The organism is Amycolatopsis sp. NPDC051106 (assembly GCF_040682775.1).
Taxonomy (GTDB): domain Bacteria; phylum Actinomycetota; class Actinomycetes; order Mycobacteriales; family Pseudonocardiaceae; genus Amycolatopsis.
Genome location: NZ_JBFBBQ010000015.1, coordinates 111671 through 132379 on the forward strand (window position 1 = coordinate 111671; position 20709 = coordinate 132379).

Annotated in this window: 24 protein-coding genes; 18 read left to right on the forward strand and 6 right to left on the reverse strand. The window is 69.8% G+C overall.

The window, feature by feature from the left end; translation table 11 throughout:
• Positions 1-2 precede the first annotated feature (2 nt).
• Together otsB and AB0M83_RS14915 are read left to right on the forward strand one after the other, a co-directional pair.
• Complete coding sequence (gene otsB / locus AB0M83_RS14910; RefSeq protein ID WP_364517160.1) at positions 3-2537, forward strand: trehalose-phosphatase; 2535 nt, start codon at positions 3-5, stop codon at positions 2535-2537.
• 85 nt (positions 2538-2622) lie between these two features.
• On the forward strand, positions 2623-3150 hold the full coding sequence (locus AB0M83_RS14915; RefSeq protein WP_364517162.1) for a hypothetical protein: 528 nt from the start codon (positions 2623-2625) through the stop codon (positions 3148-3150).
• Here the strand turns inward: AB0M83_RS14915 and AB0M83_RS14920 are convergent.
• Entirely contained in the window at positions 3128-3310 is a 183-nt protein-coding gene (locus AB0M83_RS14920; RefSeq protein WP_364517164.1) for a DUF397 domain-containing protein, read from the reverse strand. The genes AB0M83_RS14915 and AB0M83_RS14920 overlap by 23 nt on opposite strands.
• A 13-nt stretch (positions 3311-3323) precedes the next feature.
• Complete coding sequence (locus tag AB0M83_RS14925; RefSeq protein WP_364517166.1) at positions 3324-4142, reverse strand: helix-turn-helix transcriptional regulator; 819 nt, start codon at positions 4140-4142, stop codon at positions 3324-3326.
• 119 nt (positions 4143-4261) lie between these two features.
• Here AB0M83_RS14925 and AB0M83_RS14930 point away from each other — a divergent pair, with 119 nt between their 5' ends.
• Both AB0M83_RS14930 and AB0M83_RS14935 read left to right on the forward strand, forming a co-directional pair.
• Entirely contained in the window at positions 4262-4828 is a 567-nt protein-coding gene (locus AB0M83_RS14930) for a helix-turn-helix domain-containing protein (RefSeq protein ID WP_364517168.1), read from the forward strand.
• A 48-nt stretch (positions 4829-4876) separates the two neighbouring features.
• Positions 4877-6151 carry an alpha/beta hydrolase gene (locus tag AB0M83_RS14935; RefSeq protein ID WP_364517220.1) on the forward strand — a complete coding sequence of 425 codons (1275 nt, stop codon included), beginning with the start codon at positions 4877-4879 and terminating at the stop codon, positions 6149-6151.
• On the opposite strand, the gene AB0M83_RS14940 is transcribed toward AB0M83_RS14935, so the two are convergent.
• Positions 6148-6741, reverse strand: coding sequence for a C39 family peptidase (locus AB0M83_RS14940; RefSeq protein ID WP_364517170.1), 594 nt, complete (start codon positions 6739-6741; stop codon positions 6148-6150). The two genes, AB0M83_RS14935 and AB0M83_RS14940, sit on opposite strands and share 4 nt — an antisense overlap.
• A gap of 155 nt (positions 6742-6896) precedes the next feature.
• Between AB0M83_RS14940 and AB0M83_RS14945 the strand changes: the two genes are divergently transcribed.
• Positions 6897-7490, forward strand: a complete 594-nt coding sequence (locus AB0M83_RS14945; protein WP_364517172.1) for a sigma-70 family RNA polymerase sigma factor — start codon at positions 6897-6899, stop codon at positions 7488-7490.
• Positions 7483-8595, forward strand: a complete 1113-nt coding sequence (locus AB0M83_RS14950) for a hypothetical protein (protein WP_364517174.1) — start codon at positions 7483-7485, stop codon at positions 8593-8595. The genes AB0M83_RS14945 and AB0M83_RS14950 overlap by 8 nt, the downstream gene beginning before the upstream one ends.
• Here AB0M83_RS14950 and radA read toward each other — a convergent pair whose 3' ends face one another.
• Positions 8596-9954, reverse strand: a complete 1359-nt coding sequence (gene radA, locus AB0M83_RS14955) for a DNA repair protein RadA (protein WP_364517176.1) — start codon at positions 9952-9954, stop codon at positions 8596-8598. It abuts the gene before it with no gap.
• Positions 9955-9993: 39 nt separating this feature from the next.
• A complete protein-coding gene (locus tag AB0M83_RS14960) occupies positions 9994-10677 on the reverse strand; it encodes a hypothetical protein (protein WP_364517178.1) in 684 nt (227 codons plus the stop codon).
• A gap of 274 nt (positions 10678-10951) precedes the next feature.
• Between AB0M83_RS14960 and AB0M83_RS14965 the strand changes: the two genes are divergently transcribed.
• The 9 genes from AB0M83_RS14965 (at position 10952) to AB0M83_RS15005 (ending at position 18225) form a co-directional block, all read left to right on the forward strand.
• Positions 10952-11443 (forward strand): CarD family transcriptional regulator, encoded by a 492-nt coding sequence (locus tag AB0M83_RS14965; RefSeq protein WP_004559016.1) that lies wholly within the window; start codon positions 10952-10954, stop codon positions 11441-11443.
• Between the two features lie 52 nt (positions 11444-11495).
• Positions 11496-12110 carry a 2-C-methyl-D-erythritol 4-phosphate cytidylyltransferase gene (locus tag AB0M83_RS14970; RefSeq protein WP_364517180.1) on the forward strand — a complete coding sequence of 205 codons (615 nt, stop codon included), beginning with the start codon at positions 11496-11498 and terminating at the stop codon, positions 12108-12110.
• A complete protein-coding gene (gene ispF, locus AB0M83_RS14975; RefSeq protein ID WP_364517182.1) occupies positions 12107-12574 on the forward strand; it encodes a 2-C-methyl-D-erythritol 2,4-cyclodiphosphate synthase in 468 nt (155 codons plus the stop codon). Before AB0M83_RS14970 ends, ispF begins: the two co-directional genes overlap by 4 nt.
• A gap of 247 nt (positions 12575-12821) precedes the next feature.
• Entirely contained in the window at positions 12822-13217 is a 396-nt protein-coding gene (locus AB0M83_RS14980; protein ID WP_364517184.1) for a PPOX class F420-dependent oxidoreductase, read from the forward strand.
• Positions 13218-13227: 10 nt separating this feature from the next.
• The gene (locus tag AB0M83_RS14985) at positions 13228-13614 is read left to right on the forward strand and encodes a PPOX class F420-dependent oxidoreductase (protein WP_364517186.1); all 387 of its coding nucleotides are present in this window, start codon (positions 13228-13230) and stop codon (positions 13612-13614) included.
• A 22-nt stretch (positions 13615-13636) separates the two neighbouring features.
• Positions 13637-14323, forward strand: coding sequence for an HAD family hydrolase (locus tag AB0M83_RS14990; RefSeq protein ID WP_364517188.1), 687 nt, complete (start codon positions 13637-13639; stop codon positions 14321-14323).
• A 41-nt stretch (positions 14324-14364) separates the two neighbouring features.
• Positions 14365-15753 carry a cysteine--tRNA ligase gene (gene cysS, locus AB0M83_RS14995; protein WP_364517190.1) on the forward strand — a complete coding sequence of 463 codons (1389 nt, stop codon included), beginning with the start codon at positions 14365-14367 and terminating at the stop codon, positions 15751-15753.
• Between the two features lie 29 nt (positions 15754-15782).
• Positions 15783-16739, forward strand: coding sequence for a 23S rRNA (guanosine(2251)-2'-O)-methyltransferase RlmB (gene rlmB / locus AB0M83_RS15000; RefSeq protein WP_364517192.1), 957 nt, complete (start codon positions 15783-15785; stop codon positions 16737-16739).
• Positions 16740-16791: 52 nt separating this feature from the next.
• Positions 16792-18225 carry an MBOAT family protein gene (locus AB0M83_RS15005; protein ID WP_364517194.1) on the forward strand — a complete coding sequence of 478 codons (1434 nt, stop codon included), beginning with the start codon at positions 16792-16794 and terminating at the stop codon, positions 18223-18225.
• Positions 18226-18264: 39 nt separating this feature from the next.
• On the opposite strand, the gene AB0M83_RS15010 is transcribed toward AB0M83_RS15005, so the two are convergent.
• Complete coding sequence (locus tag AB0M83_RS15010) at positions 18265-18936, reverse strand: GDSL-type esterase/lipase family protein (protein WP_364517196.1); 672 nt, start codon at positions 18934-18936, stop codon at positions 18265-18267.
• A gap of 95 nt (positions 18937-19031) precedes the next feature.
• Between AB0M83_RS15010 and AB0M83_RS15015 the strand changes: the two genes are divergently transcribed.
• The 3 genes from AB0M83_RS15015 (at position 19032) to AB0M83_RS15025 (ending at position 20654) form a co-directional block, all read left to right on the forward strand.
• Positions 19032-19394: a hypothetical protein gene (locus AB0M83_RS15015; RefSeq protein ID WP_364517198.1), complete on the forward strand. Its 363-nt coding sequence runs from the start codon at positions 19032-19034 to the stop codon at positions 19392-19394.
• Positions 19394-19999 (forward strand): histidine phosphatase family protein, encoded by a 606-nt coding sequence (locus tag AB0M83_RS15020; RefSeq protein WP_364517200.1) that lies wholly within the window; start codon positions 19394-19396, stop codon positions 19997-19999. Before AB0M83_RS15015 ends, AB0M83_RS15020 begins: the two co-directional genes overlap by 1 nt.
• A 73-nt stretch (positions 20000-20072) precedes the next feature.
• Positions 20073-20654, forward strand: a complete 582-nt coding sequence (locus AB0M83_RS15025) for a transglutaminase family protein (protein ID WP_364517202.1) — start codon at positions 20073-20075, stop codon at positions 20652-20654.
• Positions 20655-20709: the final 55 nt, after the last annotated feature.

Genomic DNA, 20709 nt, shown 5'->3' on the forward strand with positions numbered 1-20709 from the left:
GAGTGTTGACTGCCGAGGCCCTGCCCGCCGAGCTACGGCGCGCGATCGTCCAGATCGCCCGTACTCCGCGTCTGCTGGTTGCCTGCGATTACGACGGCACGCTGGCACCCATCACGCTCAACCCGGACGAGGCACGCCCGCTGCCGGAGTCCGTCGGGGCCCTCAGATCGCTCGCCGGTCTGCACGAGACCACCACCGCGGTCATCTCCGGCCGCGCCCTGCGTGACCTCGCGACGCTCTCGCGGCTGCCCTCCGAGGTGAACCTCGTGGGCAGCCACGGCTCGGAGTTCGACATCGGCTTCATCCACGCCCTCGACGAGAAGGCGCGGGAGCTGCACCGGCGGCTGGAGGCCGAGCTCGAACAACTCGTGCTGGACGTCCCGGGCGTGTCCCTGGAGGTCAAGCCGGCGAGCATCGCGGTGCACGTGCGCCGGGCCGAGCACGAGGCCGGGCGCCGCGTGCTCGCGGCCGTCCACTCCGGACCGTCCACTTGGGAGGGCGTGTCGACCACCGACGGCAAGGAGGTGGTCGAGCTCGCGGTCGTCCAGACGGACAAGGGCCGCGCGCTCGACATCCTGCGCCACCAGGTCGGCGCCACCGCGGCGATCTTCCTCGGCGACGACGTCACCGACGAGAAGGCCTTCGCCCGCCTTTCCGGCCCCGACCTGGGCATCAAGGTCGGTGACGGCGAGACGCTCGCCGGCTTCCGCGTGCCCGACACCGTCGACGTCGCGCTGGTCCTCGGCTTCCTGCTGGAGGAGCGGCGCAACTGGCTCTACGGCGAGTCGGCCCCGCCGATCGAGCGGCTGTCGATGCTGGCCAACGAGCGGTCGGTCGCGCTGCTGACGCCGGACGCCAAGCTGACCTGGCTCTGCCACCCCGGGCCGGACGCGCCCGCGGTGTTCGCCGACCTGCTCGGCGGCGAGGGGGCCGGCCACTTCTCCATCAAGCCCCACCGCAACGGCCTCCCGCTCGGCCAGCGCTACCTGCCGAACACGATGACGGTCGAGACGCGCTGGTCGCGCCTGCTCGTCACCGACTACCTCGAGCCGGAGAGCCCGCAGCACCGGACGGACCTCGTCCGCGTGATCTCGGGCGAGGCGGCGGCGAGCGTCAAGTTCGCGCCGCGTCCCGAATTCGGCGGCGTGCCGGTGAAGCTGGAGATCGTCGAGGGCGGCCTGCGGGTGCTCGGCACGTCGGAGCCGTTCGTGCTCTACTCGCCGGGCGTCGAGTGGACCCTCACCTCCGACGGCCTCCACGACACCGCGACGGCGCTGGTCCAGCCGACGCCGACCCAGCCGGTCGTGCTGGAGCTGCGCTGCGGCACCACCGACCTCGGCGACCACGAACTGTCCGAAGTGGAACGCCGCGACCGCGCGGGCCGCTACTGGAGCGAGTGGACGTCGAAGCTGCAGCTGCCGAAGGTGCAGACCGACCTCGTGCTGCGCTCGGCGCTGACCCTGCGCGGCCTGGTCAACACCGACACCGGCGGCGTGCTCGCCGCGGCGACGTCGTCGCTGCCGGAGGAGATCGGCGGCGTCCGCAACTGGGACTACCGCTACTGCTGGATCCGCGACGCCGCGATGACCGTGCGGGAGCTCGCGCACCTGGGCTCACTCGAAGAGGCCGAGGGCTACCTCAAGTGGCTGCACGGCGTGCTCGCGACGCTGGCCGGCCCCGAGCGGCTCCACCCGCTGTACACCCTGTCCGGAGGCGTCATCGGCGCCGAGGCCGTGATCGAGTCGCTGCCCGGTTATGCCGGTTCTCGCCCGGTTCGCGTCGGCAACCTGGCGAACCACCAGGTGCAGCTGGACGTCTTCGGCCCGGTCGTCGAGCTGGTCGGCACGCTCGCCGGCGCGCGCGGTGACCTGCGTGACGAGGACTGGCAGATGGTCCGCGCGATGGCGGAAGCCGTCACGCGGCGCTGGAACGAGCCGGACCACGGGATCTGGGAGGAGCGGCACGTGCCGCGCCACCGGGTCTACTCCCGCGTCATGTGCTGGGTGACCATCGACCGCGCGATCAAGCTCGGCGAGCAGTACGGCCGCGACGTGCCGGGCCAGTGGCCGTCGCTGCGTGACGCGATCAAGGACGACGTCCTCACCCACGGCTGGAACGACGAGGTCCAGGCCTTCACCACGGCTTATGACGGCACGGACCTCGACGCGGCCTCGCTGTTCGTCGGGCTCACCGGCCTCATCGACCCGGCGGACGAGCGCTTCCAGCAGACGGTGACCGCGATCGAGGCGGAGCTGCGCAGTGGGTCCACTGTGTACCGTTACCGCCGCGACGACGGCCTCCCGGGCGGCGAGGGCGGCTTCCACATCTGCGCGGCGTGGCTGATCGAGGCGTACCTGCTCACCGGGCGGCGCACCGAGGCCCAGGAGCTGTTCGACCAGATCGTCGCGGCCGCCGGCCCGACGGGGCTGCTGCCCGAGCAGTACGACCCCATCGCCGAGCGGTCCCTCGGCAATCATCCGCAGGCTTATTCGCACATCGGGCTGATCCGGTGCGCCAACTTGCTGGCGGCCGGCTAGCCCTTTCGGTCCGAACTGCCGTCAAGGCCACCTTGCAGGCGTCAGACGCCCGTAAGGTGGCCTTGACGGCATTCGGAGGTGGTGGATGCAAGGAACGTTCGGACAGGTCGAGTTCGTGCCGCTGCCACCCCGGTTCGCCGAGCGGGTGCGCTGGGGCTCGGTGGTCGTCGGCTGCTCGATGATCGCCGGCATGGTGCTGCTGTTCGGGCTGACGACGTTCCTGCAGGGCATGGTCCACGGCCACGCCTTCCCGGACGCGCTGGTCGGCAAGGCCGCGACGGTCCTGCCGCCGCTGGGCGTGCTGGCGATCGCGGTGCTGGTGCTCTCGTCCCGCCGCTGCCTGCGCGGCGACTACCTGGTGGTCGCGATCGCCGCGTCCGCCCGCAACGCGCTCGTGTTCACGTACGTGCTGACGCTCGTGCTGATCCTCGGGTCGTTCGCGGTCCCGATCGTGTTCCGGGTGTGGCGCGACAGCCCGCACGTCCAGGCGCCGGACCTGCTCACGACGTTCTCGACGTTCGCCTTCGCCACCGTGGGGTTCCTGGCGGGGATGTTCTACGTGCGGCCGTCGATGCAGACGCTCCGGAAGTTCAGCAATCACCCGATTTGGTGAGGAAAGCCGACCAGGCGGCGGCGCTCAGGCGGAGTTCGCCCTCGGGCGCTTTGGAGTCCCGAACGGCCACCTGCGCGCTCACGGACACCTCAACGCAGTCGCTGCCTTCACCGCTGCCGCTGTAGCTGCTCTTGAACCACCGCGCGTCTACAGTGGACACCGCAGCCTCCTGATCAGAGCCGTTCGATCAGCGCGATCGAATCCTCCGCATCCAGGGCCCGATCGGCGAAATCCTTGAAGGCCAGCCTAGCAGCGGATACCTCTTCCCTTTTCTCAACGTGAACCGACCCGAAGATGTGCTCCACATAGGCGATATCGGGCTCCTCGGAGTCATTGAAGCTCGCGACGATCAGGTTGCCGAACTGCCCGTCGTAGGCGCCGACTTCCTCCGGAACGATCTGCAGGGTCACGTTCGGCAGCCGCGCCCGGTCAACCAGGTGCTGCAACTGCTCCTGCCGCTCCGCACCGCCGAGAACCGGCCGCCGGAGCGCGTACTCGTCGATGATCGCGTGGAACTGCAAGATCGGCTCGTCGGTGAGCCGCAGCTGCCGCAGCAGTCGCACGGTGACCTGGTTCTCCAGCACCTTCGGCTTCATCTGCACGCGCGCCGCGGCGAAGACCTCGCGCATGTACGCCTCGGTCTGCAACAGCCCGGGGATGTAGCCGAACTGGAAGACCCGCACCTTGCTCGCCTCGGCCTCGATCGGCAGGAACCCGCGGTTGCCCACGCCGTAGTGGTGCCACCAGCCCTTCTCCTTGGCGCGGTCGTAGGCGGAGATGTACTCGTCCCAGTCCGAAACGACCACGTTGTACCGGTCCAGCAGCGCGCGGAAGTCGTGATAGGGCGGCAGGTACCCCATCTCGATGCGGGACATCTTGCTCGTCGACATGCGCAGCGGCGCGCCGGCTTCGTCCTGGGTCATGCCGAGCCGTTCGCGCATGCGCTTGAGCTGGCGCCCCAGCTGCCGGGCGGGCAGGTTCGGCTCACCCACGACGTCTGACCCCTCGGAACCACATGGGCACGGATAGTAAGGGCCGGGTCCGACAGTTCGGGAATCCCACGTGCACAGATTTCTTTGCACAGTTTCCTTTGCACCGCTACAGTGGCGGCATGACCAGCGCTCCACCACCGGAAGAGCTCGACCCGGACGCCCTCAAGGCCGTCACGCACCCGCTGCGCCGCCGGATACTCGGCGTGTTGTCGGCCGGGCCGGCGACAGCCACGAAGCTCGCCCAAGCCCTGGGCGAGAACACCGGCGCGACCAGCTACCACCTGCGGGAGCTGGCGCGCTTCGGGTTCGTCGAGGACGTCCCGGAGCTCGCGCGGGGCAAGGAACGGTGGTGGCGGACGCGGCCGCGGGACATCCGCTGGCCGCGCCGCAGTGAGCAGAGCGCGGAATCCCAGGTGCTGTTCGACGACATGCAGCGCCAGGGGTTCGAGGACGACCTCGAGAAGCTCAACCGGTTCGCGGAAAAGCGTGACGAACTGCCCGGCGACTGGCCGGACGCGCTGCTCTACGCACGCGGCGGCACCTGGCTCACCGCCGAGGAGCTGCTGCAGTTCTGGAACGACTACATGGAGCTGTTCCGCCGGTACTGGCGAGCCGAGGACGACCGGTCACCGGAAGCGCGGCGCGTGCTCGTGCGCCTGCTCGCGTTCCCGGAACCAGGGGAATGACATGACAGGGGATCTCACATGCGAAGAGGGGCTCTACTACTGGCCGGGGTGATCCTGGCGGTCACGGCGGCGGCGCCACCGGCTTCGGCGGCGGATCTGGCCAACGACGACGTGACGTTCACGAACGGCGGGGTGACGTTGCACGGCACCGTCGTCGCGCCACCCGGCGGGACGAAACTGCCGGGCCTCGTGATGGTCGACGGGTCGGGGGAACACACCCGGAACGACCACCGCTCCGAAGCGGAAGCCTTTGCACGGCAAGGCATCGCGACACTGGTTTACGACAAGCGCACCGAGGGATACTCGCAGTTCTCGCGGTCGTACTCGACCCTCGCCGACGACGCTCTGGCGGCGGTCGAAGCGTTGCGGAAGCGGCCTGAGGTCGATCCGGCGCGGGTCGGCGTCTGGGGGTTGAGCGAAGGAGGCTGGGTGGCACCGCTGGCGGCTTCTCGTTCCGCTGACGTCGCTTTCGTCGTGACGCTGGGGGCGAACGGCGTCGAACCGTCGCGGCAACAGGCCTGGGCGATCGAGAACCAGTTGCGGCGCTTGGGAATGGACGGGTCGTTGGTGGGGATGGCGTCGTCGACGATGATGCGTCAGCTCGTCGGCGGCGGCGTGTTCCCGGAGGCGCACTACGACCCGGTGGCGGTGCTGAAGAGCCTGCGACAGCCGGTGCTCGGGTTGTGGGGCGCGAAGGACGTCCTGACGCCACCGGGCGAAGCGATCCGGATCTTCCGGGATTCGTTGGCGCACTACACGTTGCGGGTCTTCCCGGACGCGCAGCACCAGCTGCGTCGCACCACGGACGGCTTCGACAAGCTGCCCGGTTATGCGCCGGGCTACCTGGAACTGGTGGGCACGTGGGTGCACGCCCTGCCCGCCGCGTCTTCCGCCGATGCGGCACCGGCTCAGGACCGGCCGAGCACGGTCGTGACGCCGTTGGCCTGGTACGAGTCGACTTGGCTCCAGCTCGCCGTACTGCTGTTCCTGGTGCTGGCGTTCGCTTTCTACCCGCTGTTCCGGCGTGGTCCTTCGGCCGCTTCGGCCCGCTGGCTGACGACGACCGGGCTGCTCGCGGTCCTGGGCTTCCTGGCGTTCGACGTGCTGATCCAGGTGACGATGGGCCGGAGCCTGGGCCCAGTGCTCGCGGGACGGCCGTTGCCGTGGCTGGCGCTGCAGCTGCTCTCGCTGGGCGCGGTGGCCGCCGCCATCGGCACGGCGGTGGCGTGGTGGCGGCACCGCACCCCGCGGCTCGCGGTCTCGCTGGCCGGCGGCGTGGTGTTCGTCCCCTGGGCGGTCTACTGGGGACTGCTGGCGATCTAGGCGGAGTAGCCCTTCGGCGGGATCAGCGTCGCGAGCTGGTTGAAGCTGAGCCAGTAGAGCTGGTTCCCGCCGAAGTTCGCCGGGTCGGCGATCTTGACGGTCCGGTCGGAGCTGTCGTACCCGATGACGGTGAAGTAGTGGTAGATCGTGTAGTTCGGGTAGCCCGGCGGGTGGTTGTTCGCGGGCGCGACGATGTTGGCGACGATCGCGTAGCCGTTGTCGATGTCGAGCACGATGTCGTTCCACAGCAGGTCACGCTGGGCCTGGGTCGGCGGGTCGTTCGGCATCTCCTTGGTCTCGTACCAGGAGGTGCCGAGATCGCCGTTGAGGACGCCGGTGACCTGGCCGACCCAGTCGGTGCCGTTGGTGGTGGTGCCGAGCTGGGCCGCGAGAGTGCCCTGGCTCGGCAGGTTCCCGGTCCGCGCGGAAAGGGCGATCCGCGTGGCGGCGGGGCCGCACCAGTACCCGGTCTCCTGCACTTGGTATTGAACGTTGAGCACGGCTTCGGTGGTGGCACTGGCAACCGCGGGCAGCGAAACGAGCCCCAAGGCGGCGACGAGCGTGACGAATCCCAGCCGGAATCTGCGCATGACGATCCTTCCCCAGTTGTGACGTCGGTTGGCCAACGCCTCACTCGGTGATGATCCCGACAATCAGCCACGGCGTCCCTCACCTGCCCTGAACAGATCACGACGAAAGTAGGGTCGGCCGTGAACGCCTGCGAAGGCTGCGGGCAACTGGGGGCATGCAGGTGATCCACGAGGGAGCGGAGATCTGGGGGCACGACCGCCCGGACCTGGGCGGAGCCGAGCCCGGGCCGGCGTTCGGCCGGCTCTTCGACGCCCACGCCGCAGCCTTGCGCCGGTACCTGGCCCGGCGGGTCGGTACCGAACCGGCGAACGACCTCGTTGCCGAGACCTTCCTCGTCGCGCTCCGGCGCCGCGAGAACTATCGGCCCGAGCTCGGCACCGCGCGGTCGTGGCTCTACGGCATCGCCACCAACCTGCTGCGCCACCACATCCGCTCCGAGCTGCGCGGCCTGCAAGCCACCGCGCGGCTCGCCCGCGCCGGCGACACCAGCCACGCGGGTCACGACGGCCGCGTCGCCGAGCAGGTCGACGCCCAGGTGCGCGCCGCCCAGCTCGCCGGTGCGCTGGCCAAGCTCAGCCCCGCCGATCGCGACACGCTGCTGCTCGTGTCGTGGGCCGGGCTGGAACCGGCCGAGGTCGCGGAGGCGCTCGGCGTCCCGCCGGGTACCGTCCGGTCCCGGCTGCACCGGATCAGACGCTGGCTCAGGACGAACGCCCCGGCTCAGGAGGAGGTGCAGGACCTTGCGTGAAGACAACGTCCGGAAGATCTGGTCCGACGCCGAACTCGACGCGGCGCTCTCGGACCTCCACGACGGCGTCGACGAGGATGACGGCCTGGCCTTCGCCCGCGCGTCCCTGATGACCGCGGCCGGCACTTCGGACGCACCGCCCCAGCCGCGCCGGTCCGGGACCTGGCGGTGGATCGCGGTGGCGGCCGCGGTCGTCACGCTGGTGGGCGGCCTCGCGATCGTCACTTCGCTGAAGACACCGCCTTCGGAGCCGGCACAGCCGGCGGCGACGCTCCAGGACATCGACCGCCCGCTCGCCCCCGGCGAGTTCCACTACGCGCAGCGGCTTTCGTGGCTGCCCGAGATCCTGGAGGACAAGCCGGTCATGATCCAGCAGCGGGTCGAGCTGTGGATCCCGGCCGACCCCACCGGCGTCTGGCACCGGCGCACGAGGTGGACGGGCGCCGTCCGCGGCCTCGACGAGCCGAAGCACGTCCAGGTGAACCAGCTGCCCTTCGACGAATACGGCCCGGGCGGCCGGTTCGGAACCGGCCAGAACCTGGGCGGGCAGACCGCCCCGACGTGGAACACGCCGTTCCAGAACTGGCTGTCCCCGGACGCGGACTTCGTTGCCTCGCTCACCCCCGACCGGGGGAAGCTGGCCAAGCGCCTGAACTTCGACACCATCAGCGTGCACGACAACGGGAAGGCGCACACCGCCACGGAAGCGCTCGACATGGTGCGGACCGCGCTGGAGACCGGCCTGGTCCGCAAGGACGTCCGGCTCGCGCTGCGCGACGCGTTCGGCGGGGTCACCGGCGCGTTCGTGGTGACGGGCCGGACCAGGGACGGCCGCGCCGCCACGGTCCTGGGCACGAAGGACACGGGCCAGCGGCTCTTCCTCGACCCGGCGACGGCACAGCTGCTGTCCTGGGACGGCAGGTTCCCGCCCACACCGGTGACCACCCGCAGCAGCGAGGTGCCCATGAGCACGTCCAGGAATCCGCCCCGATCGAGCGGCGGCGCGGGTCCGCCGGCCACGACGACCACCACCCCGGTTTCGCCGCAGCTCGTCCAGGATCTGGAGACGGTCTACTCGTTCGCGATCACCCGGACCTCGGGGTGATCAGCGGGCGTGACTGGCCGCGTTCAGCGCGTCCGCGACGTTCGCCACCTCCAAGACCCGGATCCCCGCCGGCGGCTTCCCGGAGTCCGGCGGCACCAGCGCGTGCGTGAAGCCCAGCCGGGCTGCCTCCGCCAGGCGGCGCCCCACGCTCGGCACCCGGCGGATCTCGCCCGCCAGCCCCACTTCGCCCACCGACACCAGCCGCGGCGACAGCGCCACGTCTTCGAACGAGGACGTCAACGCCAGCACGAGCGCGAGATCGATCCCCGGCTCGGTGATCTTCATGCCGCCGACCGTGGCCGTGTACACGTCCTTGTCGCCCAGCTTCAGCCCGCCGCGCTTCTCCAGCACCGCCAGGACCATCGCCACCCGGGCCGAGTCCAGGCCGCTCACCGCGCGCCGCGGCTGCGGTGCCGACGTCGACGACACCAGCGCCTGGACCTCCCCCAGCAGCGGCCGCTTGCCTTCCATCGACACCGTGATCGCCGTGCCCGGCACCGGCTCCGCCGTGCGGCTGATGAACAGCCCCGACGGGTCCGGCACCCCGACGATGCCCTCTTCCTGCAGCTCGAAGCAGCCGATCTCGTCGGACGCGCCGAACCGGTTCTTGATGCCGCGGAGCATCCGCAGCGTCGAATGCTTGTCGCCCTCGAACTGCAGCACCACGTCCACCAGGTGCTCCAGCACGCGTGGGCCGGCCACCGAGCCGTCCTTCGTGACGTGCCCCACCAGCACCACCGGCAGCCCTCGCTCCTTGGCCACCGCGACCAGCCCGGACGTCACCGCGCGGACCTGCGTCACCCCGCCCGGTGAGCCGTCGACCTGCGGGGACGCCATCGTCTGCACCGAGTCGACGATCAGCATGCCCGGCTTGACGTCGTCGATGTGCCCGAGGATGGCCGACAGGTCGCTCTCGGCGGCCAGGTACATGGCGTCGTGGACGTTGCCCGTTCGCTCGGCGCGCAACCGGACCTGCCCCGCGGACTCCTCGCCCGTGACGTACAGCGACCGGTCGACCGTCTTCGCCCACTGGTAGGCGACCTCGAGCAGCAGAGTCGACTTGCCGACACCGGGCTCACCCGCGAGCAGCACCACGGCGCCGGGCACCAGGCCGCCGCCCAGCACCCGGTCGAGCTCCGAGACGCCGGTGCGGCGGGCTCGCGCCGCCTCGACGTCGACCTCGCCGATCGGCCGCGCGGGCGCGCTCGGTGCCCCGGCGGCGACGCGCTGGATGGCCGGCTTGACCGGGGCTCCGCGTTCCTCGAGGGTGCCCCACTCCTGGCACTCCGGACACCGGCCCAGCCACTTGGCCGCTTCGTACCCGCAGCTCGCGCAGCGGTAGGTGGTCCCCTTCTTCACCCCGCGAGGCTATCGGCGACCACCGACAAAACCGGGGACCTACTCCTTGACGTGCGCCGGCGCCGCGACGGGCAGCTCGACGGTGACCGCTCCGGCACCCTGGAAGACGAAGGTGACCTTGATGGTCTGCCCCGGCCAGAGCGGCTGCTTCAGCGCGGCCAGCGTCACGGTGCCCTTGCCGACGACCTCGGGCTGGGTCGGCGTCGCGGCCGGGCCGGTCGACGGGACCTCGGAGGTGGACGTCGCGGTGAGGCTGCCCGGGGTGTTGGTCTCCGACTTCGTGGCGGTCGGGCTCGAAGGCGGGGTGGACGACGACGTCGGCGCGGCCGGCGATGTGGTCTGCACCTCGTTGGTGGACTCGACGGCGTCTTCCGGGCCGATCACCAGGGAGTGCCCGGCGACGACGGCCTTCGAACCGCCGACGGTCGCCTGGGCGCCGTCCTCGGTCGTCACCGAAACGAGGGAGTCGTCCTGGGTGCCCTGGTTCACGATCGTCAGCGTCAGCGCGGGGGTCGCGCCGGCCGGGTAGCCCGGGCCGGACGTCGGGTACTGCACCGCGACGTCGCGCAGGACGATCGTCTTGACCTGGGCATGCGTGCCGTTGACCGCGGGCTGCTGCGTGTCGGTCTGGGTGATCTGGCCGGCCCCGCACCCGGCGAGCACGAGCGCGGCACCGAGCGCCAGCACGCCCGCGCCGAGCACGCGACGATTCTGCAGCCTCACGTCGCAGTCCTTCCCTTTTCACGGCCTCGTCCCCGCGAAGACTAGCCGGGGGCGATCTCCCGGGCAGAACCGGTCCGCGTTGCGCCCAAGATCAACCGTCTACAAAGGATTTCCGTTTGCCGGCGAAACCCGTCCCGGTCACCTGCATGAGCATGGGGGTCGGACGTTTGTCAACCCCCGCTCAGGCCGCTGACCTGCGAGGACGAGTCCGGCCCGCTAGGTGGGCACTGGCGGACCGTGATAGGATGGAGTCAGCGAAAGGGGCAGAGGACACATGGTTTTCAAGGTCGGAGAGACCGTCGTCTACCCGCACCACGGTGCCGCACTCATCGAAGCCATCGAGACCCGCGTGATCAAGGGCGAGGAAAAGAAGTACCTCGTCCTCAAGGTCGCGCAAGGGGATCTCACGGTTCGCGTGCCCGCTGACAACGCCGAGATCGTAGGCGTACGCGATGTCGTCGGGCAAGAAGGACTGGACAAGGTCTTCGACGTTCTGCGTGCTCCGCACACCGAGGAACCAACGAACTGGTCTCGTCGGTACAAGGCCAACCTCGAGAAGCTCGCCTCCGGCGATGTGAACAAGGTGGCCGAAGTGGTGCGCGACCTCTGGCGGCGAGAGAAGGACCGCGGGCTTTCGGCAGGCGAGAAGCGCATGCTCGCCAAGGCGCGGCAAATTCTGGTCAGCGAGCTCGCGCTCGCGGAGGGCACCGACGAGGACAAGGCTGAAGTCCTCCTCGACGAAGTTCTGGAAACCGCGACGGTCTAGCCCAGGGCATCCTGCCCGACGGGCGGGTGGGTGCCTCTACGATCGCGAACCGATGAACGTCGTCGTGATCGTGACCGTCGCACATCATGCCTCCGACGGAGAGCTCGCTCTCACGCCGGTCCATGGTGAGGCGCTACTCACGCACACCGTGCGGGGGCTGCTCGGCGTACCGGAGATCGATCTGGTGCTCGTAGCGGCCCCCCAGCGGTGTGCTTTTTCGTTTTCCGAGGCGGTTCGCGGCCTCCGCTGCCGGGTCGTCACCGGCTCTCCCCGGCAGGCCTTCGCCGCGGTCGAGCCCGATCTTGCCCGTGACACAGTTGTACTCCTCCACGACGCTCTGCGGGCCTTCATTCCTGCGGAAACCGTGCGTGACATCATCAACGCGGTCGGTGATTCCCCGATCGTGGTGCCGGTGCTGCCGATGGCGGACACGGTAAAGGTGACGAACGCCTCGTTCATCGTCGGGACCGAGGACCGGAACCGGTTGCGCACGGCCCAGACCCCGATCGGCTACACGCTCGAGGCGTTCCGGTCGGCCACGCCGTGGGACGTCACCGGCGCGGCGACGGTCCCAGGGCACCCGGACGCGATGCGCGTCACGACCGATTTCGAACTGTCCCTGGCCGAGGCGATCGCGGCGGCACCGAAGAACGAGGAGACGCTGTGAGGATCGGCAACGGGGTCGACGTCCACCCGGTCGAAGCGGGCCGCGAGTGCTGGATGGCAGGGCTGTTGTGGCCGGGCGTGGACGGCTGCGCGGGCCACTCGGACGGCGACGTGGCAGCGCACGCACTGTGCGACGCCCTGCTGTCGGCGGCGGGCTTGGGCGACCTCGGCGCGGTGTTCGGCACGGGCGACCCCCGCATGAACGGCGCGCATGGAGCGGACATGCTGACGGAGGTCCGCGGGTTGATCTCGGCGGCTGGTTGGCGAGTGGGGAACGCGTCGGTGCAGATCGTGGGCAACGCACCGCGGGTGGGGAAGCGGCGCGAAGAGGCACAGAAGGTGCTGTCGGAGGCAGTGGGCGGCCCGGTGAGCGTGTCGGGAACAACATCGGACGGCTTGGGTCTGACGGGCCGAGGCGAGGGCATCGCAGCCTTCGCGACAGCGCTCCTGCTCGCTGCGGACTAGGTCCCCGCCGGCGTTCGGACGCAGTGAATGACTCATTCCTGGCATCCGACGACATGAATGAGTCATTCACTGCATCCAGGCTCGCGCTGTTGACGGCTCGCCAGCGCCCCAATGTGGCATTCGGTGCGTCCAACGCACCCAATGTGGCGTTCGGTGCGTCAGACGCAACCAACGCCACATTGGGGCGCTCGGGGACCCGGCCATCGGAAGCCGGAATAGGGCCCAACCCCCGCCGGTTTCGCGTGATATGGCCCTCACCCTTTCGGACGCTGTCCGCGCGCTGATCGACGGCAAGAACTTCGCCACCGTCGCCACCCTCGATCCCGACGGCGGCCCCCAGACCTCCGTCGTCTGGGTCGGCCTCGACGACGGCGATCTCGTCTTCAGCGCGACCGAAGACCGCCGGAAGGTCCGCAACCTGCGCCGCGACCCGCGCGTGAGCGTCTCCATCACCGACGCCGCCGACCCGTACCGCCACACTCAGCTCCGCGGCACCGTCACCATCGAGCCCGACCCCGGCAAGACCCTCCCGAAGATCCTCAGCCACAAGTACCTCGCCCAGGACCCACCGCCGGAAAGCGAGAGCACCGAGCGCGTGATCGTGCGACTGAAAGCCGACAAGATCGCGGGCAACGTCACATAGGGTCCAGACCATGTTCAACGAAGCCACCAAGGCCCTGCTCGACGGCACCAACTACCCCGTCCTCGCCACCACCAACGCCGACGGCTCGCCGCAGAGCTCCGTCGTCTGGGCGCGCCGCGACGGCGACACCGTGCTCTTCGTGACCGTCCAGGGCCGGCGCAAGGAACGCAACATCCGCCGCGACCCGCGGGTGTCGCTCTCCGTCTTCGACCTGGCCGATCCCGAGAACTACGTCGAGATCCGCGGCCGCGCCGAGGTCAGCGTCGAAGGCGGCCGCGAGCTGAACGACGAACTGGCCCGCAAGTACACCGGCACGACCTTCCCGCCCGAGCCGCCGGAGGTCGTGCGCGTGCTCGTGCGCGTTGTTCCCGAACACATCACAGGGCATTCGGCCTGACGGTCCCGTTAGGCTGAATCCCATGACGATCAGGGCGGTGTTGTTCGACTACTCCGGCACGCTCTTCCGGCTCGAGCAGGACGAGTCGTGGCTCGCCGAACTGACCGACCACGAGGGCACGCCGCTCGACATCGAGGCGCAGGCCGAGCTGATGCGCCGGATGACCGCGCCGGTCGGGCAGGTCGTCGAGCTGGACGCCGAGCACGTGCACGCCTGGCAGCACCGCGACCGCGACCCCGGGCTGCACCGGAAGGTCTACCTCGAGGTGCTCAAGAAGTCCGGCGTCCCGCACGCCGACCAGGCCGAAGCCCTCTACAACAGGCTCATCGATCCCAGCCAGTGGACGCCGTACCCGGACACCGAAGCCGCGCTGAAGGCCGCCGCCGAGCGCGGGCTCAAGGTGGGCGTGCTGAGCAACATCGCCTTCGACATCCGGCCGGCCTTCACCGCGCGCGGGTGGGACGCCTACGTCGACGAGTTCGTGCTGTCCTTCGAGGTCGGCGCCATCAAGCCGGAGCTGGAGATCTTCCGCAAGGCCGTGCAGGGGCTCGGCGTCCCGGCCACCGAGACGCTGATGGTCGGCGACAGCGAGGAGGCCGACGGCGGCGCCCGCGCGCTCGGCTGCGAGTTCGCGCTGGTCGACCCGCTGCCCACCGCCGAACGGCCGGACGCCCTGCTCACGGCGTTGCGCACGCACGGCGTCGGCTAGGGGCTGCGACCTCGCTCACGCCCACCCCGTACCCTTTCAGGGTGGCCCTTCACCTTTTCGACACAGCGACCCGGAGCGTGCGGGAGTTCCACCCCGTCCGTAGCGGAACGGCGTCGATCTACGTGTGTGGTGCCACCGTGCAGGGCGTTCCGCACATCGGGCACGTCCGCGGCGTCCTGAACTACGACGTCCTGCGCCGCTGGCTCGTCCACAGTGGACTGGACGTGCTGCTGGTCCGCAACGTCACCGACATCGACGACAAGATCCTCACCAAGGCGGCCGAGCACGACCGGCCGTGGTGGGAGTGGGGCGCGACGCACGAGCGCGCCTTCGAGGAGGCGTACGAGCAGCTCGGCTGCCTGCCGCCGTCGATCAACCCGCGCGCGACCGGCCACGTCACCCAGATGGTCGAGCTGATGGAGCGCCTCATCGAGGGCGGCCACGGCTACGTCGCGGACGGCGACGTCTACTTCTCGGTCAAGTCGTTCGACGAGTACGGCAAGCTGTCCGGCCAGGTCCTCGAGGACGTCCAGCAGGGCGAGACGCCGACCCGCGGCAAGCGCGACCCGCGCGACTTCACCATGTGGAAGAGCGCGAAGCCGGGCGAGCCGTCGTGGCCGACGCCGTGGGGGAACGGCCGGCCGGGCTGGCACCTGGAGTGCTCGGCGATGGCGACTGCGTACCTCGGCGCGGAGTTCGACATCCACGGCGGCGGCATCGACCTCGTCTTCCCGCACCACGAGAACGAGCGCGCCCAGTCGAACGCGGCGGGCGACGCCTTCGCGCGGTTCTGGCTGCACAACGCCTGGGTGACCATGTCCGGCGAGAAGATGTCGAAGTCGCTCGGCAACACCGTGTCGATCCCGTCGATGCTGGAGCGCTACCGGGCGCCGGAGCTGCGCTACTACCTGGTGCAGCCGCACTACCGGTCGACGATCGAGTACTCCGACGGCGCGCTGTCCGAAGCCGCGCAGGGCTACCGGCGGATCGAGACGTTCCTGCGCCGCGCCGCGCAGTCGGGCGAGGTGACGCTGGGCACGATCCCGGACGCGTTCGCCAACGCGCTCGACGACGACCTGGCCACCCCGCAGGCGTTCGCCGTGGTCCACACCACGGTGCGGGACGGTAACGCCGCCCTCGACGCGGGCGACACCTCCAAGGCACTCGAATTCGCCGCGGCCGTCCGCGCGATGACCGACGTGCTGGGCCTCGACCCGCTGTCCGCGCGCTGGTCGGAGGCGGGCGGTTCCGACTCGCCCACCAAGGACGCGCTGTCCCGGATCGTCGAAGGGCTGCTGGCCGAGCGCCAGCAGGCCCGCGCCGAGAAGGACTTCGCCCGTGCGGACGCCGCCCGTGACCGCCTCCAGCAGGCGGGCATCGTGGTGGAGGACACCCCTAACGGTCCTCAGTGGACAGTCAAGTCCGACTGATCCCGTTACACAGCAAGGAAACTTTCACCATGGCAGGCAACTCGCGGCGCCAGGGCGCGATCCGCAAGACGGGCACCAAGAAGGGTGCCGTCGTCGGCTCGGGCGGTCAGCGCCGCAAGGCCCTCGAAGGCAAGGGCCCGACCCCGAAGGCGGAAGACCGTCCCGGGCACAAGGCCTACCGCCAGAACAACGCCCAGGCCAAGCGCGACCAGGCGCGGCAGAAGAAGGCCGACAAGCCGGAGCTGATCGCCGGGCGCAACCCGGTGGTCGAGGCGCTGCGCGCGGGCGTCCCCGCGACCGCGCTGTACGTCGCGCTGAACATCGAGATCGACGACCGCGTGAACGACGCCGTCCGCCTGGCCGGCGACAAGGGCATCTCGATCCTGGAGATCCCGCGCGAGGAGCTGGACCGCAAGACGAACCGGGCCGTGCACCAGGGCCTGGGCCTGCAGGTTCCGCCGTTCGAGTACGCCCACCCGGACGACCTGATGGCGGCGGCCCGCAACTCGGGCGAGGTGCCCCTGTTCGTCGCGCTCGACGGCGTGACCGACCCGCGGAACCTGGGCGCGGTGATCCGCTCGGCGGCCGCGTTCGGCGCCCACGGCGTGCTGCTGCCGGAGCGGCGCAGCGCGGGCATGACGGCGGTGGCGTGGCGGACGAGCGCGGGCACGGCGGCGAAGCTGCCGATCGCGGTGGCGACCAACCTGACCCGCCAGCTCAAGTCGTGGGCGAACGAGGGCCTGATGCTGGTCGGCCTGGACGCCGACGGCTCGGTGGACATCGACGAGCTCGCGCTGGCGGCGGACCCGCTGGTGATCGTGCTGGGCTCGGAGGGCCGCGGCCTGTCGCGCCTGGTGCGCGAGACGTGCGACGCGACGGTGTCGATCCCGATGGCGGCGGGCGTGGAGTCGCTCAACGCGTCGGTGGCGGCGGGTGTGCTGCTGGCCGAGGTGGCGCGGCGGCGGCGTCTCGCCGGTCGGGTCTGACACCACCACCCAGTCGGGTTAAGGTCACCGTCGGATAACTCGAGGGGACCCGATGTCGTTCGTTTCGCCACTGTTCCTGTGGTACTTCATGCCGGCGGTGCTCATCGCCGTGCTGGTGTGCCCGCGGACGTGGCGGAACGGCATCGTCGCCGTCGCCAGCCTGCTGTTCTACACGATCGGCGCCGGCGCGTTCGTGTTCCTGCTGCTCGGCTGCATGGTCGTCAACTTCCTGGCCGGGCCGCTGCTGGCGCCGGACCCGTTCGACCTGAACGGCGGGCGCCGCCGCAAGATCCTCATCGCGGTCGTGGCGCTCGACGTCACGGTGCTGCTGGTCTGGAAGTACGCCGGGTTCGCGACGCAGCAGATCGCGGCCGTCGCGCACTGGTTCGGCGGCAGCGTGCCGGTGGCGAGCCTGGTGGTGCCGATCGGCATCTCGTTCTACACGTTCCACCACATTTCGTACGTGGTCGACATCTACCGCGGCGAGCGTCAGGCGCTGCGGAACCCGGTGGCGTTCGCCGCGTACATCGCGATGTTCCCGCAGCTGGTGGCCGGCCCCATCGTCCGGTACCGCGAGATCGCCGACCAGCTGCCGCAGCTGCGTTCCCACCGCCTCGACGACCTCGCGGCGGGCTTCCCCAGGTTCGCACTGGGGCTGTGCAAGAAGACGATCATCGCCGACTCGCTGAGCCCGCTGGTCGAGGCGTGCTTCCGGGTGCCCTCGGACCAGATGACGTTCGCGACGGCGTGGCTCGGCGCGATCGGCTACACGCTCCAGCTGTTCTTCGATTTCTCGGGCTATTCGGACATGGCGATCGGCCTGGGCCGCATGCTGGGTTTCCGCCTCCCGGAGAACTTCGCGCGCCCGTACTCATCGGTGACGATCACGGAGTTCTGGCGCCGCTGGCACATGAGCTTGAGCCGCTGGTTCCGCGACTACGTGTACATCCCCCTGGGCGGCAACCGTCACGGCGCGGCTCGCACGTACCGCAACCTCTGCATCGTGTTCGTGCTGACGGGCTTCTGGCACGGAGCCCAGTGGACGTTCCTGGTGTGGGGCTGCTACCACGGAGCGCTCCTGGTGATCGAGCGCCGCTTCGGTCTCGACCTCGACCCGGCGGTGAAGTGGAAGCGCTACCTGCGCCGGGCGTTGACGATGCTCCTGGTGGTGTTCGGCTGGGTGTTCTTCAGATCCCCGGACCTGGGCCACGCACTGTCGATGATCGGCCACATGCTGCTCCCCGACTTCGACGGCCTGGGCACGGGCGTCGAGGAGGCGTTCACGAACCAGAGACTGGTGCTGCTACTGGCAGCCCTGGCGGTGTTCGCCCTCCCGGCCCACCCGGTGACAGGGCCGCTGCTGGAGTCGTCAAGAAGCAAGCCGGCAACGGCGCTGCGCATCGGCGTGATGACGGTAGGACTGCTGTACGCGGCGATCTTGATCGCGACAGGAACATTCAGCCCATTCTTGTACTACCAGTTCTAATAGCCGCCCCACCGAACCGATACGCAGCGCCTTCAGCGGTCAAGCGACCAATCGCAACCAGGCTTCCGCAAGCACCCCATGCCCAGCCGAAGTCGGATGAATCCCATCATCGGACCACCTCCCCGGATCCCCCAGCTCCCTGAACATGCTGTCCGCAGCAAGAAGCTGCGCCCCGTACTCACCAGCCAGCTCCCTAACCACCCGGATCTTCGCATCCAGATCCTCCCGCCACCCCTCACGCACCCCCTCATCGATCCGCACCAGACGATCCCCATCCGCCAAATGCAGCACCTTCTCGACAACTCCCTTGACCGGCAAGAGAAACGGCTCGACAAGAATCAGCTCCGTCCCCAACGACGCAAGCGGCACCAGCAACCGGTCATACCCCGCCGCGAACTCGTCGGCAGAGACCACCCGCCCCCGAGGGTCCAACGTGTGCCACCCCATGTCATTGGCCCCGACCAGGATCGACACCACGTCGGGACGGACATCGACCACGTCCGCCTGCCACCGAGCTTCGAGGTCCATCACCTTGTCACCCGCGCGCCCGGTGTTCAGCCAGGTCACCGGACACTCAGGGTGCTCGAAACACCACGAGCCGGCGACCAGCAGCGGGTAGCCGCACCGGTCCTCGCCCGGGGGCCGCCAGAGGTCGGTGATCGAGTCGCCGGTGAACATCACGGTGCTTCCGGGCTGCAGGTTGATCGTCATGTGCCGAGCGTCGCGCCCCCGGCTGGCAGGGAACGCACACGCCGCTGGTTCCGACCTGGCAGCATGATCGGCGACCAGTCAGAAAGGCAGCAGGGATGACCGAGCCGACCGATCTCGCCAAGGTGCCCGGCGTGATCCCCTACGTCGACCACCACACCGGCCCCCGCCGGCTGCTCGCCGTCGAGATCCCGCACCTCGGCCACACCGTCCGCGCCTACGCCCCGATCGCGAGCATCGACGGCCGCCAATACGTCGTCTCGTGGGGCGCGGTGAGCTTCGAAATCCCCGCCGACCGGAACGTCCACGTGAGCGTCCACCTGCACACGAACAGCGGCCACGAGCACACGATCACGCCGTTCGCCTCGACCGTCCTCCCACCGCACCCCGCCCCGATCCGGCTGCTCGCCCAGTTCGCGCCCAGCCAAGGCCCGCAGGGTGCCCTCGTGCCCGTCGGCTGATGCTCGCGACGCGGTACCTCTTCCTGACCCGCCACGGCGAAGCGGCCCCCACCGGCGACCTCACCGACGCCGGCCGGCAGCAGGCCGTCCTGCTCGGGCGGCGGCTCCGCGAGGTCCCCATCACCGCCGTTCACCACGGCCCCCTCCCGCGCACCTCGCAAACCGCCGCGCTCCTCGCCACCCAGCTCCCCGGCGTCCCCATCTACGTCGACGACGCGGCCGGCGACTTCGTCCCGTACACGCCCATGCGCGAGGAGCTCCCCGAGACCTCCGGCGACCTCCTGCACGCGTTCGCGCGGCAGCTCCCGCCCGCGGACGAAGGAAGAGCCGCCGAAGCCGAGCGGCGGTTCACCGGGCCCGTGCCCGGCACCGAGGCGCGGTTCGAAGTGCTCGTGACGCACAACTTCCTCGCCGGCTGGCTCGTGCGCGCCTCGCAGGACGCGCCGCCGTGGCGGTGGCTCGCGCTCAACCACGCCAACGCCGCGCTCACCGTGATCCGCTACTCGCCCGGGCGGCCGGCCGCGCTGCTGACCTACAACGACGTCGGCCACCTGCCCGCGGAACTGCGCTGGACCGGCTTCTCACCTGAGTTTTACCTTCCGTAACCGGTGAACGCGGAGCGTCGCCGCCGCCGAAAATGAGTCTCGCCCGAATGGCCGAACCTGTCACGATGGCCGGATGAGTCCCGTTCCGTCGCCCACGTCCGTTCGGCTGAGCGACTACCTCGCCGCGGACACCGTCGTCGACCACGGAAACCCGTCGATCCGAGCGCGCGCCGAAGCCCTGGCAGCCACGAGCGAAGATCCCGTCGAGCGCGCGAAGGCCGCGTTCCTCTTCGTCCGGGACGAGATCGACCACGTGATCGACGCGCGCGACCCGCGCGTCACCTGGCGGGCGTCGGACGTCCTGCGCGAGCGCGTCGGGATCTGCTACGCCAAAGCGCACCTGCTCGCCGCTTTGCTGCGGGCACAAGGGATTCCGGCCGGGTTCTGCTACCAGGAGCTCTCCGCGCTGCACGGGCTGAATGCCGTGTACCTGCACGGCACGTGGTCACGCCTCGACGCCCGCGGCAACCGCACGGGTGCCGGCGGCGAGTTTTCGCTCGGCGAGGAGAAACTGGCCTGGCCGGTGGACTTCGCGCGCGGCGAACGTGATCACCCGGAGATCCACCCGGCGCCCGCACCGGTCGTCGTGGATTTCCTGATGACGGCCGAACCCGGTCCGGGCTGGTACGAAAAGGGCCTCCCGGCCACGCTTTGAGCCGGGAATTTCGTGATTTTCGGAAAACTCGCGGACCTGGTGAATTATTGCCGAG